Raw genomic sequence first — 17,191 nt, 5'->3', positions numbered from 1 at the left:
CTTTGGCGGCAACGCCTTGGTCGCAGGCACGACCGACCCCGAGCACCCCGTCGCGGTCGTCGTCAGGCCACCGTCGAAGCTCACCCCGATCGATCCCGCCAAGGACTGGTTCCGCGCACGCGGTGGAAACAACGCGTACCTCCCTTGGTGGGGGCGTCGACACGACACCGATTACGGCATGCAGGGCTATTCGTGGTGACGTAAGGCAGCGCTGTGGCGTGATTGCTTCGCTTGCGGATTCGCAACGTGTCGGAACGCGATCGACTGGACACATGACCGGTCGACAGTTCCAACGAGTGTGGCTACGAGATGCCGTCAACCGCGACGCCGAACGGAAGCGGATTCAGCGGTTGGCCGTGTTGAGGTACACGCCACTCCCGCCCTCCGGCGCGACACGCGCGGAAGGGCGGGGCAGGACCCCGGCCGTCAAACCGGCAACGCGAACCGCGTAACGGCGTCGCGCAGCGCTTCGGCCTGGTCGCGCAGCGAATGCGCGGCCGCCGCGGCTTCCTCGACGAGTGCCGCGTTTTGCTGCGTGACCTGATCCATCTCGCCCACTGCACGGTTGACCTGCTCGATCCCCGCGCTCTGCTCGCGCGATGCATGGCTGATCTCGTCGAGGATCTCGTTCACGCGCCGCACCGACTGCACGATCTCGGCCATCGTCTCGCCCGCGTTCGTGACGAGCGTCGCGCCGTGCCCGACGGTTTCGTTCGATGACTCGATGAGCGACTTGATCTCCTTCGCGGCCGTGGCCGAGCGTTGCGCGAGCGAGCGCACCTCGGCCGCGACCACCGCGAAACCGCGGCCCTGTTCGCCCGCGCGCGCCGCTTCGACGGCCGCGTTCAGCGCGAGGATGTTGGTCTGGAACGCGATCCCGTCGATCACGCCGATGATGTCGCCGATCTTGTGCGAGCGGTCGGTGATCTCGTTCATCGTGCGCACGACATCGTCGACCACCTCGCTGCCGCGCGTCGCGACTTGCGCGGCCTGACCGGCGAGCGTGGCGGCCTGCGCGGCGCTGTCCGCGTTCTGCTTCACGTTCGCGGTCATCTGATCCATGCTCGACGCGGTCTGCACGAGCGCGGCCGCCTGTTCTTCGGTGCGCTGCGACAGGTCGGTGTTGCCCGACGCGATCTCGCTCGCGCCGACGTTGATGTTCTCCGTGCCCATCCGTACGCGCGACACCATGTCGATCAGTCCGCTCTGCATCGTGTGCAGCGCATGCAGCAGGCTGCCGCGGTCGTCATGCTTGACGTTCACGCGCGCGGTCAGGTCGCCCTGCGCGATGCGCCGCGCGGCGTCGAGCGCCACTTCGAGTTCGCCGCCGAGGTTCGCGCGCACGCTTTTCAGCACGAGCACCATCACGGCGGTCGCGATCGCGCCGAGCACGGCCGTCATCGCGAGCCAGCGGCCGACGCTCGCGAGCACGGCCGACCGCACGTCGTCCATGTACATGCCCGTCACGAGATACCAGTCCCACGGCGCGAAGCGCTGCACCGCACTGGTCTTGTCCTGCGGCTTGTCGGCACCCGGCTTCGGCCACAGATACTCGACGAAACCCTTGCCGCCTTCCATGTTGCCGGCCTTCACGATCTCGACGAACAGATGCTTGCCGCTCGGATCCGCGAAATTCGACACGTCCTTGCCGTTGAGCTCGCTCTTGATCGGATGCATCACGATCACCGGCTTCGAATCGTTGATCGAGATGTAGCCGTCGGTGCCGTAGCGCATCGCGGCGATCGCCTCGAGCGCCTTCTGCTTCGCGTCGGCCTCCGGCAATGCATTCTGTTGCGACAGCTTGTAGTAGTGGTCGGCGACGTTCGTTGCCTGCGCGACCAGCGACGCAAGCTGATCGCGGCGGTCCGTGATCATCGACGCGCGCGTCTGCCACGCGCCGATGCCGGCGATCACGAGCAGACCGAGCCACAGAATGACGATCATCGAGGCGAGTTTCTGATTCAGGGAAAGGGTGCGCATGGGTAGTGAGGTCGGTCGGTCGAACAGGCGCGCCGGAACGGCGTGACGGGATAACTCGTTGACGGCATGCAACGAACGTTGCCGTAGGCGGGAAATCCCTTAGAAATGGCAGCGGCCCGATACCGGCGAGCGCGGTGCGGGCATCTATGCATATACATATTCGGCGTCGCTATACTGTCGGGCGATGGCGCGCCGTGCCCCGACGGTCGGGCGCACGGCGGCGAACGAACCTGAAAGGAGGCAACGATGCGAATTCTGGTGGTGGGGGCCGGCGCGGTCGGCGGATACTTCGGCGGCCGGCTCGCGGCGGCGGGGCGCGACGTGACGTTCCTGGTGCGCGACGGCCGCGCGGCCGCGCTCGCGCGCGACGGGCTCCTGATTCGCAGCCCGCGCGGCGACCTGACGCTCGCGAACGTGCAGACGGTGCGCGCGAGCGACACGGCCGGGCCGTTCGACCTGGTGCTGCTGAGCTGCAAGGCCTACAGCCTCGACGATGCGATTGCATCGTTCGCGCCATTCGTCGGGCCGTCGACGCTGATCCTGCCGATGCTCAACGGGATGCGCCATCTCGACGTGCTGCGCGAACGGTTCGGTGCCGCGCAGGTGCTCGGCGGCCTGTGCGTGATCGCGGCGACGCTCGATCGCGAACAGCGGGTCGTGCACCTGAACGACACGGCAGGGCTGTCGTTCGGCGAACTCGCCGGCGGCGAATCGGCGCGCGTGCGCGCGGTGGCCGACGTGCTCGGCGGCGCGGGCTTCGATGCGACGCTCAGCGACGACATCGCCGCGCGGATGTGGGACAAGTGGGTGTTCCTCGCGACGCTCGCGGCGAGCACGTCGCTGTTTCGCGGTTCGATCGGCGACATTCTGGCCGCGCCGGACGGCCGCCGCCTGCTCGAGACGATGCTCGACGAGTGCAGCGCGATCGCCGCGCACAACGGTTACCGGCCCGATCCCGCCGCGGTCGAGCGGATGCAGCGGATGGTGCTGACGCCGTCGCCGCTGACCGCGTCGATGCTGCGCGACGTCGAAAATCGCGCGCGGGTCGAAGCCGATCACGTGATCGGCGACCTGCTCGCGCGCCGCGACCCGCAGGCGGCGGATGCGCTGTCGCTGCTGCGGATCGCGTACAACCACCTCAAGACGTACGAGGTGCGCGTGGCGCGGGAAGGCGCGGCGGCGTAGCCGCGGCAGCGGCCGTGTCGTTTGTCAGGGCGGATGCCGGCTAGACAGGATCCTTGCTTGGCGGTCCGTTGGGTTGCTGCGGATTGTCGTGAGGATGCCCCGGTGGCGGCGGTGACAGCGGATCGTCTTCCGGATCGCGGTTCGGGTCGGCCGGGGGCTCGGGCATCGGGGTCGTGTGGTCCATGGGGAACTCGCGCAAGGCGTGACGGCGGTGGCGCGGCGGGCGCGTCTCGTCTCCGTTATAGGCAATCGGACGGGTGTTTGCCGGGGGATTCTCGCGGCGGCATGCGGATTGCCGGCGACAGGCGAGCCGCTGCAGGTATCGCGCCGGATCGCACGCAAACAGCGCCACGATGCGGGTGCGGCCGGCGCGCGCCGCGGTCAGCGCAGATCGGCGGGCGTATCGACGTCGCGCAGGATGCCGGGATCGTCGACCTCGAGCAGGTTCACCGGCGCGCTGGCGAACAGCGCGCGGGCGCCCGTATCGCCGTCCAGCGCGGCGAGCGCCTCGTAGTGGTGCGCGGCAAAGCCGACCGGATGGCCGCGCACGCCGCGGTGCACGGGGGCGACGATCGATGCATCGTCGGCGTCGAGGGCGCGTGTGACCGCTTCGTAGGTGGACGCTGCGATCCACGGCATGTCGCCGAGCGCAACCAGCCAGCCGGTCGCCTCCGGCGAGGTGCGAACACCGGCTGCCAGGCTCGCGCCCATGCCGCGCATCGCGTCGGGCGCATAGACGACCTGGCAGCCGGCGTCGTTCAGCAAAATCGCGAGTTTTTCGGCGCCGGGACGCACGACGGCGATCACCTCGGCCGTGGCCGCCGCCAGATGACGGGCGGCGGCGACCGCAACCGGCGTGCCGTCGGGAAGCCGCGCGAGCAGCTTGCTGTGCAGACCGCTTGGGTCGAAGCGTTGACCGAGACCGCCGGCGAGCAGGACGCCGGTGGCGAGTGACGCATAGGACATCGGCGCGGGGGGAGGGAAGGCAGGTGGCCCGATTGTGCGGGAGCGGGCGGGGATCGGCAAGTGCGGATGTTACCGACGCGGGGGCGTTGTCGTCGGAAAGAATGTCGGCGGGCGCGTTCGTCGAGCATGGTTTCCTCGACGGGGCCGTTTATGGAGTGCAATTCTCGTTACATCGCGGTTCAATCGCGGTCGCTGAACGGCTAATGCCGCTAGTCCGACGGGTAATACGTGAAGCGGGTGCGAGGTAAAACCTCGATCGGTCATGGACGGCTTCGCGTGATCGCCGTCATCGGTTCCGTCAGACGAATCGTCTGTCGAGTGGCATGCGGATGTGTCGGTGTTGCGATTCGGCCGACGTGCCCATGACGGTCACCAAAGTGTCTTGACGTGCGCGTATGCACGGATCTTTTCGTCACGGGTGACGAGCGGCGCACCGAGCCGGCGCGCAGTCGCGACGATCATGCGGTCGGCTGGATCCTTGTGAAAAGTGCCGGGCAGCGCGGTGGACCTCGCGGCGATGTCGGCGTCGACCGGCACGAAGCGCATGCCGTCGATTTGCGCGACCGTCGCGAGCCACGCATCGACGTCCATCGTCAATGCGAGGCGCTCGTTGCGCACCAGCATCGCGATTTCCCATGCGGAGATCGCGGACGCAGCGAGTGCGCCCTCGCCGCGCGCGCGATCGATCGCGCTTCGCGCCTTCTTGCTGAGCGACGGATCGCCCGCCACCCACCACACCAATGCATGCGTATCCAGCACGATCACCGCGACGCCTCCCAGTCATCTTCCGCAATCGGATCGAGAGGATTGTCGTAGCGCATGACCGAGCCGCGCAATATGTCCAACGGCTGAGCCTCGCGTGCGTGATACGGCCGGATTTCGAGCGTTGGCTTGCCGTGGTCGGTGACGATCAGGCTTTCGCCCGACGCCTCGACGAGCCGGAAGTATTCGAGTGCGCGAGCCTTGAATTCGGATTTCGATACGGGAGCGTGAGGCATCATGATATGAGCATGGTCATTTGACGATGGTCATTTTAGTTGTCGGGATGAAGTGGTGCAAGTAGCGTAGTCGGCCTTCTTGGTCGAGTGGGGCGGCGCTGGGCGAGTTGCCGCCCTACGCATCCGCCCATTTCCTCAACAGGTTGTGATAAATCCCCGTCAGGGAAATCACAATCGGATCCTTCGCGCCTTTTTCCGCGGAAAGCGCCTGAATCTGCGTATCGAGCTGAAACAGCAGCGTGCGGTCGCCATCGTCGCGCACCATGCTCTGGATCCAGAAGAACGACGCGACGCGCTCGCCGCGCGTGACCGGCGTGACGTGATGCAGGCTCGATGCCGGATACAGCACGAGATCGCCGGCCGGCAGCTTCGCGCGATGCACGCCGTACGTATCTTCGACGCACAGCTCGCCGCCGTCGTACGCGTCCGGTTCCTCGAGAAACAGCGTCGCCGACAGATCGCTGCGCACGCGGAAATCCGTGCCGCGCAGCAGCCGGATCGCGTTGTCGACATGCGTGCCGAACATCTCGCCGCCTGCATAGCGATTGAACAGCGGCGGAAACACCTTCAGCGGCAGCGCCGCCGAAAAGAACAGCGCATGCCGGGCCAGCGCATCCTGGATCGCATCGCCGGCCGCGCGCGCGACCGGCGAACCTTCCGGTAACTGCCGGTTGCGTTTCGCGAGCGCCGACTGCGCGCCGGATGTCGCGTTGCCGTTGACCCAGTCGGCGGCATCCAGCATCTCGCGGCATTGCGCGACCTGTGCCTTGGTCAACACGCCGGGGATATGAAGCATCATGATTCGGATTCCATGCCGTGAGACGGCAACTGCATCGCCGCCGCGCGCAACGCATTGAGCGGCGACGACGCGAGATAGGCGCGCATTTTCGCGACGAACGCAGGGGTAGCAGTGGCCGGCACGCGCGCGAGCCATACGAGGGCTTCGTCGACGCGCCCGCGCTCGGCGAGCAGCCGCGCATGGTTGAACTGGCCGCGAAAATCGCCGGCCTCGGCGGCGCGCCGATAGTGGTCGAACGCGGCGTCGGCATCGGCGGTCACGACCCAGCCGTCCTCGTAGAAGCCGCCGATCAGGTTGATCGATTTCGCATGGCCGAGCGCGGCCGCGCGGCGAAACCAGTCGAGCGCGGCGGCGCGATCCTCGTCGATACCGTTGCCGAGCGCGAGCGCCGTCGCGTAGTTGTACATGCCCCAGTCGAGCCCGGCCTGCGCGGCGAGCCGATACCAGTACACGGCCACCGGCGCGCATGCCGCCGTCCCCCAGCCGAACTCGTAACAGCGGCCGAGCATGTTCATCGCCATCGGGTGACCGGCCCGCGCCGCGTGCCGGAACCAGCCGCATGCGGCGGCCGGATCGCGCGCGACGCCGTGCCCGTCGAGCAGGTACTGGCCGTAGACGGCCTGCGCGTCGACGATCCCGTTATCGGCGGCCGCCGCGACCCACGCGGCGGCGCGCTCGGGCGGCCCGGCCAGGATGTCGGCGAACGCGCGCGGCGACACCGACGCGAGCGCCTTCAGCGAGACGGTTTCCATCGATCAGTAGCGCGCGTTCAGCGTGACGAACGCCGAGCGGCCCGGCGCGATCGACGCGTAGTGCGCCGGATACGCCTGATCGAAGTACGTGCGGTTGAACAGGTTGTTCACGTTCAGCTGCAGGTCGAGCTTCTTGTTGATCCGGTATTGCGCCATCGCGTCGAAACGCCAGTACGACGGCACCGCGCGCAGGTTCGCGGGATCGCCGAACACTTCCGACATGTAGAACGCGCCGCCGCCGACGGTGAACTTCGGCGTCACGTCGTAGTTCGACCACATCGTCAGGCTGTGCTTCGGCGTATTCGGGAAGCGGTTGCCGTCATTCGCTGCATCCTTGCCGTTGTCGCGCAGCTCGCTCTTCATGTACGTATAGCCGCCGAACACCTGCCACTGCTTCGTGATCTGCCCGGCGACGCCGAGTTCGAGACCCTGCACGCGCTTGTTGCCTACCATCGCGTACTGGTTGTTCGGCAGCGTCACGCGCGCATTCGTCGTGTCGATCTGGAACAGCGCGGCGGTCAGCGACAGCTTGTCGTTCAGCACGTTCCACTTCGTGCCGAGCTCGATGCTGCGGTTCTTCTCGGGGGCCATCTGATCGGCGTTCGGGCCGACGCCCCCGCGGCCCGGCGTGAGCGACTGCGTTTCGCTGCCTTCGCCGAGCAGCATGCCGGCCGGCGTCGACGACGTCGCATACGACGCGTAGATGCTGCCGTTCTGCGCGGGCTTGAACACGAGGCCTGCCTGCCAGTTGAAGAGCGTGTCGTCGCGCGTGTAGGTCTTGCTGCCGTTGGCCTTGGTGTCGGTGAAGCGGGTCGAGTAATCGTCGACGCGCACGCCGGCGTTCACCTGCCAGCGCGGCGTGAGCTCGATCGTGTCGAAGCCGTAGATCGACTTGGTCGTGGTGCGTGCATGCGCATAGTCGTTGTTGCGCGTGACGGAGCCGGCCCACGGATCGTTCGGATCAGGCGACCACAGGCTCGTGCAGTTGTAGCCGGACGGCGCGCCGATGCCTTGCTGACAGATGGTGCCCTTGTCGGTCGCGACCGTGTACGAATCGCGCTTGCCCCATTCGCGCGTCAACTCGATGCCGGTCGTGAAGCTGTGCTTGAACGGGCCGGTGCGGAATTCGCCGAACAGTTCGGTCAGGTTCGCGAGGCTGTTGATCGAGCTGTCGCGGTTGTTGTTGCGGCGCCAGACACGGCCGTTGACCACGTTGCCCTGGCTGTCGTCGGGTTGCGTCCAGATGTAGTCCTGCGTCGATTCAGTGTAGCGCGTGGTGTTGCGCACCGTCAGATTCGACGTGATGTCGTGCTCGATCTTGATCGTGCTGATGTCCGACGTGGTCTTGCGGAAGTCGCGGTCGATCAGGCCGTAGAAGTTGTGACGGTCGACCGGCGCCGGATAGATCGTGTCGACGTTCGCGGGCTTGTTCGACGTCGTGTAGAAGTACGGAATGCCGCCGTCGGGCATGTCGTCGGTCGACAGATGGTAGTAGCTTGCGGTCACGCGCGTCGGCGTGCCGAGGCCGAACGCGATCGACGGCGCGACGCCCCAGCGCTCGTTGTTGACGGCGTCGCGGCCGGCGACGTCGTTGTTGTGGCTCATCAGGTTCAGGCGGAACGCGGCGTGATCGGCGAACTGCCAGTTGCCGTCGGCGGTGAAGCGTCGGTAGCGGTCGGTGCCGAGGCCCGCGCTCGCGGCGGCCGTCGTGCCGAGGTGCGGCGCCTTCGTGATCAGGTTGATGCTGCCGCCCGCGCCGCCGCGGCCGCCGTACGCGCCGTCGGAGCCCTTGGTGATCTCGACGCGTTCCGTGTTGAAAATCTCGCGCGTGGTCGCGCCCGTGTCGCGCATCCCGTCGACGAACATGCTGCCCTGCGTGTCGTAGCCGCGGATGAACGGACGGTCGCCGAGCGGGTTGCCGCCTTCGCCGGCGCCGAACGTGATGCCGGGCACGGTGCGCAGCGCTTCGGTCAGCGTCGCCGCGCCGCTGTTCCGGATCAGTTCCTGCGGGATCACGGTCACCGATTTCGGCGTGTCGACGAGCGGCGCGGTGAATTTCGCGGATGCGGAAAAGTCGGCCTTGTAGCTGTGCTCGGCCTTGCCCTGGACCTCGATCGGCGCGAGATGGCCTTCGGTGCCGACCGGGGCGGATGGCGGCGTGCCGTCGGCGAACGCAGGGCTCGCGGCGAGCACGCTGCACAGGGTGGTGAATTTGCCGAGCTTCTGCTCGTCAGGACGGGACTTCATGATGCGCTTCGACCTCGCAGTGTGGCCCCGGGAACGACGCGCTACGGAAATGTGAATGCCGCCGGGAATTATTACGATTTGTTTTCAGATGGCATTCTATGTAATTTCTTTTTAAATGAGAAGCGTTCGCGTTCTCATTTGTGGGAGGAATGTTGGCGAATGTAGCGGAGGGCTGCCGAGCGCGTGCGGGGTTGCGGCGATGGCCGAATGGCCGAGTGGGAAAAGCGAGGCGGGCGATTTACAGTGATCGGGTCTTCACTCGTCCAAAATGACAGCAAGGTGATAATATGACTGCATTGCAAGCAAATGTAGTGAGGCGCATCATGCCTGTGATCACTGTTAGAAACCTGCCCGACGAGGTGCATCGCGCGCTTCGAATCCGTGCTGCACAACATGGCCGCAGTACCGAGGCCGAGGTTCGCGATATCCTCGAGCAGGCCGTTCGGCCCGGCGGACGGCCCAGGCTGGGAACGCTGCTGGCGGAGATCGGGCGAGAGGCTGGCGGCATCGATTTCGAGGTTCAGCGCGATCAATCGCCAACCGATCCGATGAGCTTCGAATGATTCTGGTCGATACCAACGTCATTTCGGAGCCGCTGCGACGCGAACCGAGCGCGGCCGTGATCGAATGGCTCGACGCGCAAAACGTCGAGACGCTGTTTCTTGCCGCGATCAGTCTGGCCGAGATGCGATTCGGCGTGGCCGCGTTGCCGGAGGGGCGCAGGCGAGACTGGCTGCACCAAAACATCGAGCAACGCGTCGTGCCGTTGTTTCGCGGGCGGATTCTGCCGTTCGACGATGCGGCCAGTGACGCATATGCGAGCCTACGCGCGAAGGCGCGCGCCCTGGGGCACACGATGGCGCCTGCCGATGGCTTCATCGCTGCAACCGCCGCAGCCAACGGGTTGATCGTGGCTACGCGCGACGTCGCACCGTTCGAAGCAGCGGGCCTGCGCGTGATCGATCCGTGGGCTCGCTAACTTCCGGCCGGTCGCCTCGATATCACCCGCGCCGAAAATGAAAACGCGCCGTGCAAGGCGGCGCGTCGTGCGTTGCTTCGGCGCGCGGCGCTCGATCTTCAGCAATCTCGAGTCTGGCCGCGCAACCCCGGATGCGGGTCAATCGATTCCGTGAAACACCGCATCCTCCGGCCCGAGGTACGCCGGCGGGCGCCACGTCGCATCGCGCATCGAATGCTGGACGAGATTCTCGACGCCGAGCAGCACCGCGAAGATCGCCATCCGCACCGGAATGCCGTTGTCGGTCTGCCGGAAGATCGCGAGTCGCGGATCGCGGTTCAAGTCGACCGACAGGTCGTTCGCGCCGGGCCGGCTGTCGCGCGGCAGCGGGTGCATGATCAGCGTGTCGGGCTTGCAGACGGAGTCGACGAGCGCCTGGTTGATCTGGAAATCCGGCGTATAGCCCTCGAACGACTCGTCGGTGAAGCGCTCCTTCTGGATCCGCGTCGCATAGACGACGTCCGCGCCGCGCAGCCCGCCCGCGAGGTCGTTCGTCTGCTCGATCACGTGGCCGTTCGTCGCGATCTGGTCGATGATGTACGCGGGCATTTCGAGCGTCGGCGGCGACACGAGCGTGAACTTCAGCCCGCGGTACAGCGCGAGCAGCTTGACGAGCGAATGCACGGTGCGACCGTATTTCAGGTCGCCGACGAGCGCGATATGCGCGCCGTCGACGATCTTGCCGAGCCGCGAGAACTCGCGCTGGATCGTATAGAGATCGAGGAGTGCCTGGCTCGGGTGCTCGCCCGGGCCGTCGCCGCCGTTGATCACCGGCAGGTTGGTCGCGCGCGCGAATTCGGCAACCGAGCCTTTCTCCGGGTGGCGGATCACGAGTGCGTCGACGTAGCCGGCCATCACGCGGCTCGTGTCGTAGATCGATTCGCCCTTGGCCATCGACGAGAACGTGAAACCGGTCGTGTCGCACACCGAGCCGCCGAGCCGGCAAAAGGCCGCGCCGAACGACACGCGCGTGCGCGTGCTGGCTTCGAAGAACAGGTTGCCGAGCACTGCGCCCTCGAGCACGCGCGAGATCTTGTGGCGGCGCGCGATCGGCTGCATCACGTCGGCGACGCGGAACAGCGCCTCGACCGAGTCGCGCGAGAACTGGTCCACCGAGATCAACTGCGGCTTGCCTTCGAACAGGAATTGCTTTGCGAGCTCCTGTTTGTCTACGCTTTGCGTATAGTCTCCGCCGTCCGGTGCCGAGCGCTCGACGATTTCCGACACGAAGCGTTCGACGATCTCGGGCATCCCGCGCGATTCCTGCGAGTCGTCGGGCAACAGCCACGTGTCGAGCGCGCGGCGGCTCACGCCGATGCGGTTCGCGAACGCTTCGCGGGTCATGTTGAGGCGGCGCATCGCGTCGCGCAGGAAGGCTTGCTGGGGAACGGTCATCGGCGGCACCTGATGAGAAATATACGCGGTGCGTATATTAGTTCGCGTGCCGACGAAGTCAAGGAAAATCTGTGCGGCCGGCCGGCCGTGTCGTGCGAGGGCACTGGCGCGGTCGGCACTGGCGCACGGCGGCCGTCTCCGTATAATCAGGTCAGGCCCCGTGTCCTGCACACCGCAGGGCACCACGCCGCATACGATTCGCCCGGTCGGGCATGTTGACTCGAAGGAGAATGAGCATGACGCGTACGATTGCTGCAGTGCTGCTGGTGGTGACCGCCGCGCTCGCCGGTTGCAATACCGTTGCAGGCGTGGGGCAGGACATTTCGAAGGGTGGCCAGGCAATCAGCGATACGGCTGAGAAGGCCAAATAAGCTGCCGGGTTCCGGAATGCAGAAGGCGCCGGGCCGTCCCGCGATTGCGGGGCGGCCCGGCGCCTTTTTCACGGTGCGTGGTGCGTGGTGTGCGGTATCAGGCGGTTTCCACGAACGCGTAACGGCCCTCGACCTTGCGCGGCGTGAACCAGCCGAAGTCGGGGAACAGCCGGTTGCGGACGAACCAGACGTAGCCGACCAGGATGACGGTCACCCCGAGGGTAGGCAGCGCGGCCGACGGATCGCGGCCGAGATCGGCGATGGTCTTCGGTACCTGCAGCAGCGACAGAATGATGAACGCGTGATATGCGCCGACGCGATGGGTCGCGAAGCCCCAGATGAACAGCAGCGACAGCGGCACCGTCAGTGCGAGGAACAGCACCGCGGCGCCGATGCTGAGTGTGTCCACCAGGATGAGATAGGCGAGTGCGACGCTGATCACCAACTGCGCGATGCCGAGCCCGATCAGGACCCGTGTATGCACCTTGTTCTTCCTGCACAGCCCGGGGTCGGGGCGCGACGCGATCAGGCGCGCGAGCACGCGATCCTTGAGGCCCTGTCCGGTCAGTTCGGCCAGCACGTCGGCTTTCCTCGTACCCGCGGACAGCAGCGCCGCGATTCTTGTTTTGGCTTCCTTCTTGTTCATGGTGATGCGAATTATTGTTCGGTGGTTGTCAAATGGCCCGGCCACGCGAATATTGCATCTTGTGCGACGGTGCGCAACGACTTTGCCGCGGGCGGACACATTCCTACAGTCGCCGCGCACGCGGATCAATCGGTAGCAGTCGACGTGGATGCCGCCGGCCGCACTGGCGACCTCGACCGTGCATCCGTTTCGCGTGCCGGCGGCTCGCGCCGCCGCGTCGCGCCCACCAGCATTCCCGCGACGACGAGCGCGATGCCGAGGAGCCGCGTGCCGCCCAGGGTCTCGCCGAACAGCGCGACCGCGAACAGCACGGCCGAGACCGGCGCAACCGCCGTGAACAGCGCGGCTTCGGTGCCGCTCGTGCGCGCCGAACCCGCATACCAGCACAGATAGCCGAGCACGGTCGGCACCAGCGCGTAGTACACGATCGCCGACACCGCGCCGATGTTCCAGCTCGTCGCCAGCGCGTGCCATTCGAACGCGGCCGGCACCAGTGCGAGCACGAAGCCGAGGCCCGACATCGCCGTCGACAGCGTGAGCGGCGGCAACGGCGCCGACAGCCGCCGGTTGAGCAGGATGAACACCGCCTCGCATGCGACGGCCGCCAGCACCAGCGCGTCGCCGGCGAGCGTTCGGAGCGACGGCATGGCCTGGCCGGGCGCGAACGTGACCAGCAGCACGCCGGCGGTGGCGAGCGCGGCCGCGCTCCAGTCGCGCCGCGTCTGCCGCTCGCGCAGCACGACCGCCGCGATCAGCGTCGACATCGCCGGCAGCGTGCCGAGCATCACGCCCGCATCGATGGGCGACGACAGCTTCGTGCCGCTGATCAGCAGCACCGTATAGCCGACCCCGCCCGCCGCAGCCTGGACGACCAGCAGCACGGCGTCGCGTGCGGAGAGCCGCGGCCATCGCAGCCGCTGCGTCCGCATCAGCGCGAACAGCAGCGGGGTTGCGATCAGGAAGCGCAGCGCGGTGGCGGCGAACGGCGGCAGGCCGCCGGCCGCGAGGCGGCTCGCGATGACGGTGCTGCCGACGCCCGCCATCGCGGCGGCGAGATAGAGATAGCCGATCAGTCGTGTTTTCATGTGCCGCATGGTCGCGTGCGGCGGCGCGGGCGTCTTGAACGAAATTGCAGCGGCGCCGGCGAGCGGAGCAGGTGAGTGGAAGGGTATTGCGCTCGGTGTCTCCGGATGACCGGTGGGGCTGCCATCAAGCGCCATCGCTGGTGCGGAACGGCGGCGATCGGCGACGTCGCGCCACGGCGGCGGCCGTGCCGGGACCGCGACGTCAGTCAGCCGGCCTGCGTGAATCGGCCCGGCGTGATCCCGAACTGGCGTGCGAACGCGCGCGTCAGATGGCTCTGGTCGGCAAAACCGGCTTCGGCCGCGGCATCCGCGATCGGCCGGCCGCTCGCGAGCAGTGCCCGCGCCAGCCGTGTGCGCGACTGCACCAGGTACGCGTGCGGCGTGATGCCGAGTTCGCGCGCGAACCCGCGCAGCAGCTGGAAGCGGCTCACGCCGCTCAGGCCGGCGAGTTCGGCCAGCGAGACGGGTGCGGCGGGCGCCGCATCGAGCCGCTCGCGGGCCACGCGGATCGCCGGCGCGACGCCGGCGGCCGGCAGCGCCCGGTTCGAATGCCGCGCAAGCAGCCCGGCGACCAGGGTCACGAGCGCCTCGTCGCGGGCGAGCGGCATGGTATCTCCTGCGACGATTCGAGCATGCAACCGGCCGAACGCGGCCGCGAGCCGCGCGTCGCGCACCGCCGGATGCGCGAGCTCGACGCCGCCGAGGCCTTCTTCCGCCGCGACGCCCGCGACCAGCGCTGGCGCGAGGTACAGCATCCGCCAGCGCCGGGCCGTGCCCGTCCCGATCGGCATGCCGTCGTGCATTTCGCCCGGATTGACCATGATCGCGTCGCCGGTCAGCGCGTCGACCTGCCCGCGGCCGCTCCAGGACCGGTGCGCGCCGCTGACGATCACGCCGACCCCGAATTCGTCGTGCGCGTGCCGCGGAAACGTGCGGTCGGACTCGAGGCTCATCGCCTCAATGCCTTCATCGGTCCGTCGGTAGTGGGTGACACGGTGCATGGGGGCTCCTCGCGCCGGCAGCGGCGCGGATCACGTGCACTGTAGCGCGTTCCGGCGCCGCGCGCCCTTCATCCTTTTGGCCGATACCGTGCGGCGCGCGCAGCCCGCACCATGTGCACATGAGCAGCGTACACGGCCCGCCGGGCCTGAAGCTGCGCGGGAGACGGCAGGTGGAACGACAGGATCCGGTATTCATTCAGGTTGGCGCGCTCGCGGACGGCTTTGCGCCGGACGCGAACATCCTCACGCCCGTGAACGCGCTCGTCGGGCGGTCCCTGGCCCTTGGCGACGCAACGGGCGCATGGCGCGTCTATACGTTCGAGGCCGGTGCGCTGCAATGGCGCGATGCGGCGACCGACACGGGCGGCCGTGCGCCGTGCCGCGTCACGCGGCTGCGCGACGACCTGTACTTCGTCGACTACATCGATCCGGTGGCGCGCGCGACGTCCGTCAGCCTCGTGATCGACGTCGGCCGCGGCGTGTGGACGTCGGTGATCGGCACGCTGCCGACCGAGGCCGACACGCATGTCGACGCGTTCACGCGCGTTTCGCGCGGGTTGCCGCTGACTGGCGTCGACGCGGCATTCCGGCACGGCACGCTCGGCGGCCATGCGCAGCCGGGCCCGCTGCACGGGCCCACGCGCGAACTGATCGGCAAGCGGACGATGTATCGCTACAGCCCGACCGAATGCTACGAGCACATCTACCTGAACGAGAACTTCTACGCATGGCAGTGCCTGCAGGGCGTAGAAGGCGGGCTGGCGGACGTGGATCGCTGCCATTACTTCAGGATTGCCGATGAACTGTATCTGTTCGTGTGGCGCGAAAAGGTGGTGCCGACGCTCGGCGTCGTGCTGATCGATCTCGCTCAACGCAAGACGGACGGCAAGATCTTCGGCTATCAGGGCGGCGACTTCGGCACGTTGTCGAACTTCCCGGTCGGCGCGCATGCGCAGGTGCTGAACGAAACCGTGCATCCGCTCGGCGGCGAGGCGCAATGATGAGCGCCGTGCCGGGCAGCGCCCGCCTGCGTGCGGATTTCAGCGGACGCGTCGTGCTGGTCACGGGCGCCGCGCAGGGGATCGGCGCGGCAATCGCGCGCCGTTTCGCGGAATCCGATGCGTTCGTCGCGCTCGCCGATCTCAACGGCGATGCCGCTGCCGCGCGGGCGGACGCCCTCGTCAGTGCGGGCGGCGACGCACGCGCGTATCGCGTCGACGCCGCGAGCCGCGACGAACTCGGCGCGCTCGTCGCGGCGGTCGAGCGCGACGGCGGCCGGCTCGACGTCGTCGTTCACAACGCCGCGTACTTCCCGCTGACCCCGTTTGCGCAGATCGACGAACCGATGCTCGAGCGCACGCTGTCGGTCAACCTGTCGGCGCTGTTCTGGCTCGCGCAGGCCGCGCTGCCGGCGTTCGAGCGTGCGGGAGCGGGGCGGCTGCTCGTCACGTCGTCGGTGACCGGGCCGCGCGTCGTCTATCCGGGGCTCGCGCACTACGCGGCGTCGAAGGCCGGCGTGAACGGCTTCATCCGCGCGGCGGCGCTCGAACTCGCGCGTCGCAACGTGACGGTCAACGGCGTCGAGCCGGGGATGATCCGCACGCCGGCCGCCGGCAATCTCGGCGATGCGTCGGTCGCCGCGCAGATCGCGCGCGACATTCCGCTTGCGCGGATGGGCGAGCCGGAGGACATCGCGAACGCGATGCTGTTTCTCGCGTCGGCCGATGCGGCGTACATCACCGGGCAGACGATCGTCGTCGACGGCGGCGCGACGCTGCCGGAGAGCGGGGCCGTGCTGGGCGACGGGTAAGCGGCGCGTGCGCGATCGTGCGATCGCGGCCGTCGAATGTGCCGGCCGCGGTGTCGTCGGCCAAGCCGCGCACCGTCGCGCCTACAGCCAGCCGTTGCGGATGAACTCCACGATCGAGTATCGGCGGGGGTCGAGTTCGTGCTGCCGGACGGTCTCGACGATCCGCGACACGCCGTCCGCGTAAGGTGACGCGCCGTACACGCGCGATTCGAACTGCAGGCTGCATGCGCCATCCTCGATGCGGATCCGGTGGAACGCATGGCGGCCGAGCTGATCGTCGGGAATCTGCAGGGCGTCGCGCTGTTCGTCGGGGTCGCGCACGGAGCGGATGTCCTGCGCCGGCACGCCGAGTGCCTGACCGATGCCGACCGCGGTGCCCGGCACGGACGTCTTGCTGGCCTGGTGCGACTCCGTCACGCTGATGCGGCAGTCGCGAAACAGATGGCCGCTGGTTTCCAGCATGCTCATGAACTTCAGCATCAGGATGTTCGTATTCGGACAAAGCACGACGGGAAAGTCGTGCGATCCGGTTTCGAGCTCGGAGCCGGTGGACAGCTCGACGAGCGGCGAGCCCGTTGCGCGGCAGAATTCGATCGCGGCAGGCAGCTCGCGCCCGGATCCGGCGTGCACGACGATCGAACGCGTCTCGGTGCGTGCGGGGTCCGACCAGGCCGTCACGCGACAGGTTGCGGGGTCGAGCCGGTGCGAGCCGAGCAGTTCGGTTGCCAGCTTGCCGGTGCCAACGACGAGTACTTGCATGGGGATAGACGGATTGAGGTTCGGGTTTCGTTACGGAAACGACGCGGGCCGTTCAAGGACCCGGCGCGATCACGGGGCACCGCGCGGCGCACCGTGTTCGCGCATTATGCCCGGCCGTCGGCTGTCGGCCGTCCACCGTCCACCGTCCACCTTCCCCCGCCCACCGTCTGCCGCCCACC

At 67.5% G+C, this 17,191-nt stretch carries 18 protein-coding genes and 1 pseudogene; 7 read left to right on the top strand and 12 right to left on the bottom strand.

Annotated features, from left to right (window positions below; all coding sequences use genetic code 11):
- Nucleotides 1–199: pseudogene (locus U4Z31_RS35800) on the top strand (virulence factor); the annotation flags it as partial.
- Nucleotides 200–426: 227 nt separating this feature from the next.
- Here U4Z31_RS35800 and U4Z31_RS35795 read toward each other — a convergent pair.
- A complete protein-coding gene (locus U4Z31_RS35795) occupies nt 427–1,980 on the bottom strand; it encodes a methyl-accepting chemotaxis protein (RefSeq protein ID WP_321798954.1) in 1,554 nt (517 codons plus the stop codon).
- A gap of 246 nt (nt 1,981–2,226) precedes the next feature.
- Here U4Z31_RS35795 and panE point away from each other — a divergent pair, with 246 nt between their 5' ends.
- A complete protein-coding gene (panE, locus tag U4Z31_RS35790; RefSeq protein ID WP_257769293.1) occupies nt 2,227–3,165 on the top strand; it encodes a 2-dehydropantoate 2-reductase in 939 nt (312 codons plus the stop codon).
- A gap of 381 nt (nt 3,166–3,546) precedes the next feature.
- Here panE and U4Z31_RS35785 read toward each other — a convergent pair whose 3' ends face one another.
- From U4Z31_RS35785 to U4Z31_RS35760, 6 genes are all read right to left on the bottom strand, one after another.
- On the bottom strand, nt 3,547–4,131 hold the full coding sequence (locus tag U4Z31_RS35785) for a nucleotidyltransferase family protein (RefSeq protein ID WP_321812864.1): 585 nt from the start codon (nt 4,129–4,131) through the stop codon (nt 3,547–3,549).
- Nucleotides 4,132–4,500: 369 nt separating this feature from the next.
- The gene (locus tag U4Z31_RS35780) at nt 4,501–4,896 is read right to left on the bottom strand and encodes a type II toxin-antitoxin system VapC family toxin (protein WP_044846647.1); all 396 of its coding nucleotides are present in this window, start codon (nt 4,894–4,896) and stop codon (nt 4,501–4,503) included.
- Entirely contained in the window at nt 4,893–5,132 is a 240-nt protein-coding gene (locus tag U4Z31_RS35775) for a type II toxin-antitoxin system Phd/YefM family antitoxin (protein WP_011659184.1), read from the bottom strand. The genes U4Z31_RS35780 and U4Z31_RS35775 overlap by 4 nt, the downstream gene beginning before the upstream one ends.
- A 112-nt stretch (nt 5,133–5,244) precedes the next feature.
- Nucleotides 5,245–5,928, bottom strand: coding sequence for a Fe2+-dependent dioxygenase (locus tag U4Z31_RS35770; protein ID WP_321812862.1), 684 nt, complete (start codon nt 5,926–5,928; stop codon nt 5,245–5,247).
- Nucleotides 5,925–6,680 carry a tetratricopeptide repeat protein gene (locus tag U4Z31_RS35765; RefSeq protein WP_321812861.1) on the bottom strand — a complete coding sequence of 252 codons (756 nt, stop codon included), beginning with the start codon at nt 6,678–6,680 and terminating at the stop codon, nt 5,925–5,927. Before U4Z31_RS35765 ends, U4Z31_RS35770 begins: the two co-directional genes overlap by 4 nt.
- A 3-nt stretch (nt 6,681–6,683) precedes the next feature.
- A complete protein-coding gene (locus U4Z31_RS35760) occupies nt 6,684–8,927 on the bottom strand; it encodes a TonB-dependent siderophore receptor (protein ID WP_321812860.1) in 2,244 nt (747 codons plus the stop codon).
- 323 nt (nt 8,928–9,250) lie between these two features.
- On the opposite strand from U4Z31_RS35760, the gene U4Z31_RS35755 reads away from it, so the two are divergent.
- Both U4Z31_RS35755 and U4Z31_RS35750 read left to right on the top strand, forming a co-directional pair.
- Nucleotides 9,251–9,490, top strand: a complete 240-nt coding sequence (locus tag U4Z31_RS35755) for a FitA-like ribbon-helix-helix domain-containing protein (protein ID WP_124523734.1) — start codon at nt 9,251–9,253, stop codon at nt 9,488–9,490.
- Nucleotides 9,487–9,906, top strand: a complete 420-nt coding sequence (locus U4Z31_RS35750; RefSeq protein WP_124668168.1) for a type II toxin-antitoxin system VapC family toxin — start codon at nt 9,487–9,489, stop codon at nt 9,904–9,906. Before U4Z31_RS35755 ends, U4Z31_RS35750 begins: the two co-directional genes overlap by 4 nt.
- Nucleotides 9,907–10,044: 138 nt before the next feature.
- Here U4Z31_RS35750 and U4Z31_RS35745 read toward each other — a convergent pair whose 3' ends face one another.
- Nucleotides 10,045–11,340 (bottom strand): aspartate carbamoyltransferase, encoded by a 1,296-nt coding sequence (locus tag U4Z31_RS35745; protein WP_044846652.1) that lies wholly within the window; start codon nt 11,338–11,340, stop codon nt 10,045–10,047.
- Nucleotides 11,341–11,576: 236 nt separating this feature from the next.
- Between U4Z31_RS35745 and U4Z31_RS35740 the strand changes: the two genes are divergently transcribed.
- Nucleotides 11,577–11,711 (top strand): entericidin A/B family lipoprotein, encoded by a 135-nt coding sequence (locus U4Z31_RS35740; protein WP_006752948.1) that lies wholly within the window; start codon nt 11,577–11,579, stop codon nt 11,709–11,711.
- Nucleotides 11,712–11,808: 97 nt separating this feature from the next.
- Here U4Z31_RS35740 and U4Z31_RS35735 read toward each other — a convergent pair whose 3' ends face one another.
- The 3 genes from U4Z31_RS35735 to U4Z31_RS35725 form a co-directional block, all read right to left on the bottom strand.
- Entirely contained in the window at nt 11,809–12,357 is a 549-nt protein-coding gene (locus U4Z31_RS35735) for a permease (protein ID WP_321812859.1), read from the bottom strand.
- Between the two features lie 125 nt (nt 12,358–12,482).
- Entirely contained in the window at nt 12,483–13,442 is a 960-nt protein-coding gene (locus tag U4Z31_RS35730) for a DMT family transporter (protein WP_321812858.1), read from the bottom strand.
- A 206-nt stretch (nt 13,443–13,648) separates the two neighbouring features.
- The gene (locus tag U4Z31_RS35725; protein WP_321812857.1) at nt 13,649–14,443 is read right to left on the bottom strand and encodes an AraC family transcriptional regulator; all 795 of its coding nucleotides are present in this window, start codon (nt 14,441–14,443) and stop codon (nt 13,649–13,651) included.
- Between the two features lie 170 nt (nt 14,444–14,613).
- Here U4Z31_RS35725 and U4Z31_RS35720 point away from each other — a divergent pair, with 170 nt between their 5' ends.
- Both U4Z31_RS35720 and U4Z31_RS35715 read left to right on the top strand, forming a co-directional pair.
- A complete protein-coding gene (locus tag U4Z31_RS35720; RefSeq protein WP_124668175.1) occupies nt 14,614–15,444 on the top strand; it encodes a molybdenum cofactor biosynthesis F family protein in 831 nt (276 codons plus the stop codon).
- Nucleotides 15,444–16,253, top strand: coding sequence for an SDR family oxidoreductase (locus tag U4Z31_RS35715; protein ID WP_321812863.1), 810 nt, complete (start codon nt 15,444–15,446; stop codon nt 16,251–16,253). Before U4Z31_RS35720 ends, U4Z31_RS35715 begins: the two co-directional genes overlap by 1 nt.
- Nucleotides 16,254–16,334: 81 nt before the next feature.
- Here U4Z31_RS35715 and U4Z31_RS35710 read toward each other — a convergent pair whose 3' ends face one another.
- A complete protein-coding gene (locus U4Z31_RS35710) occupies nt 16,335–17,012 on the bottom strand; it encodes a dihydrodipicolinate reductase (RefSeq protein ID WP_321812856.1) in 678 nt (225 codons plus the stop codon).
- Nucleotides 17,013–17,191: the final 179 nt, after the last annotated feature.

The organism is Burkholderia sp. BCC1985 (genome assembly GCF_905339915.1).
GTDB lineage: Bacteria > Pseudomonadota > Gammaproteobacteria > Burkholderiales > Burkholderiaceae > Burkholderia.
The sequence above is the reverse complement of the archived record's forward strand: the minus strand, read 5'-3'. Positions and strand labels throughout refer to the sequence as shown.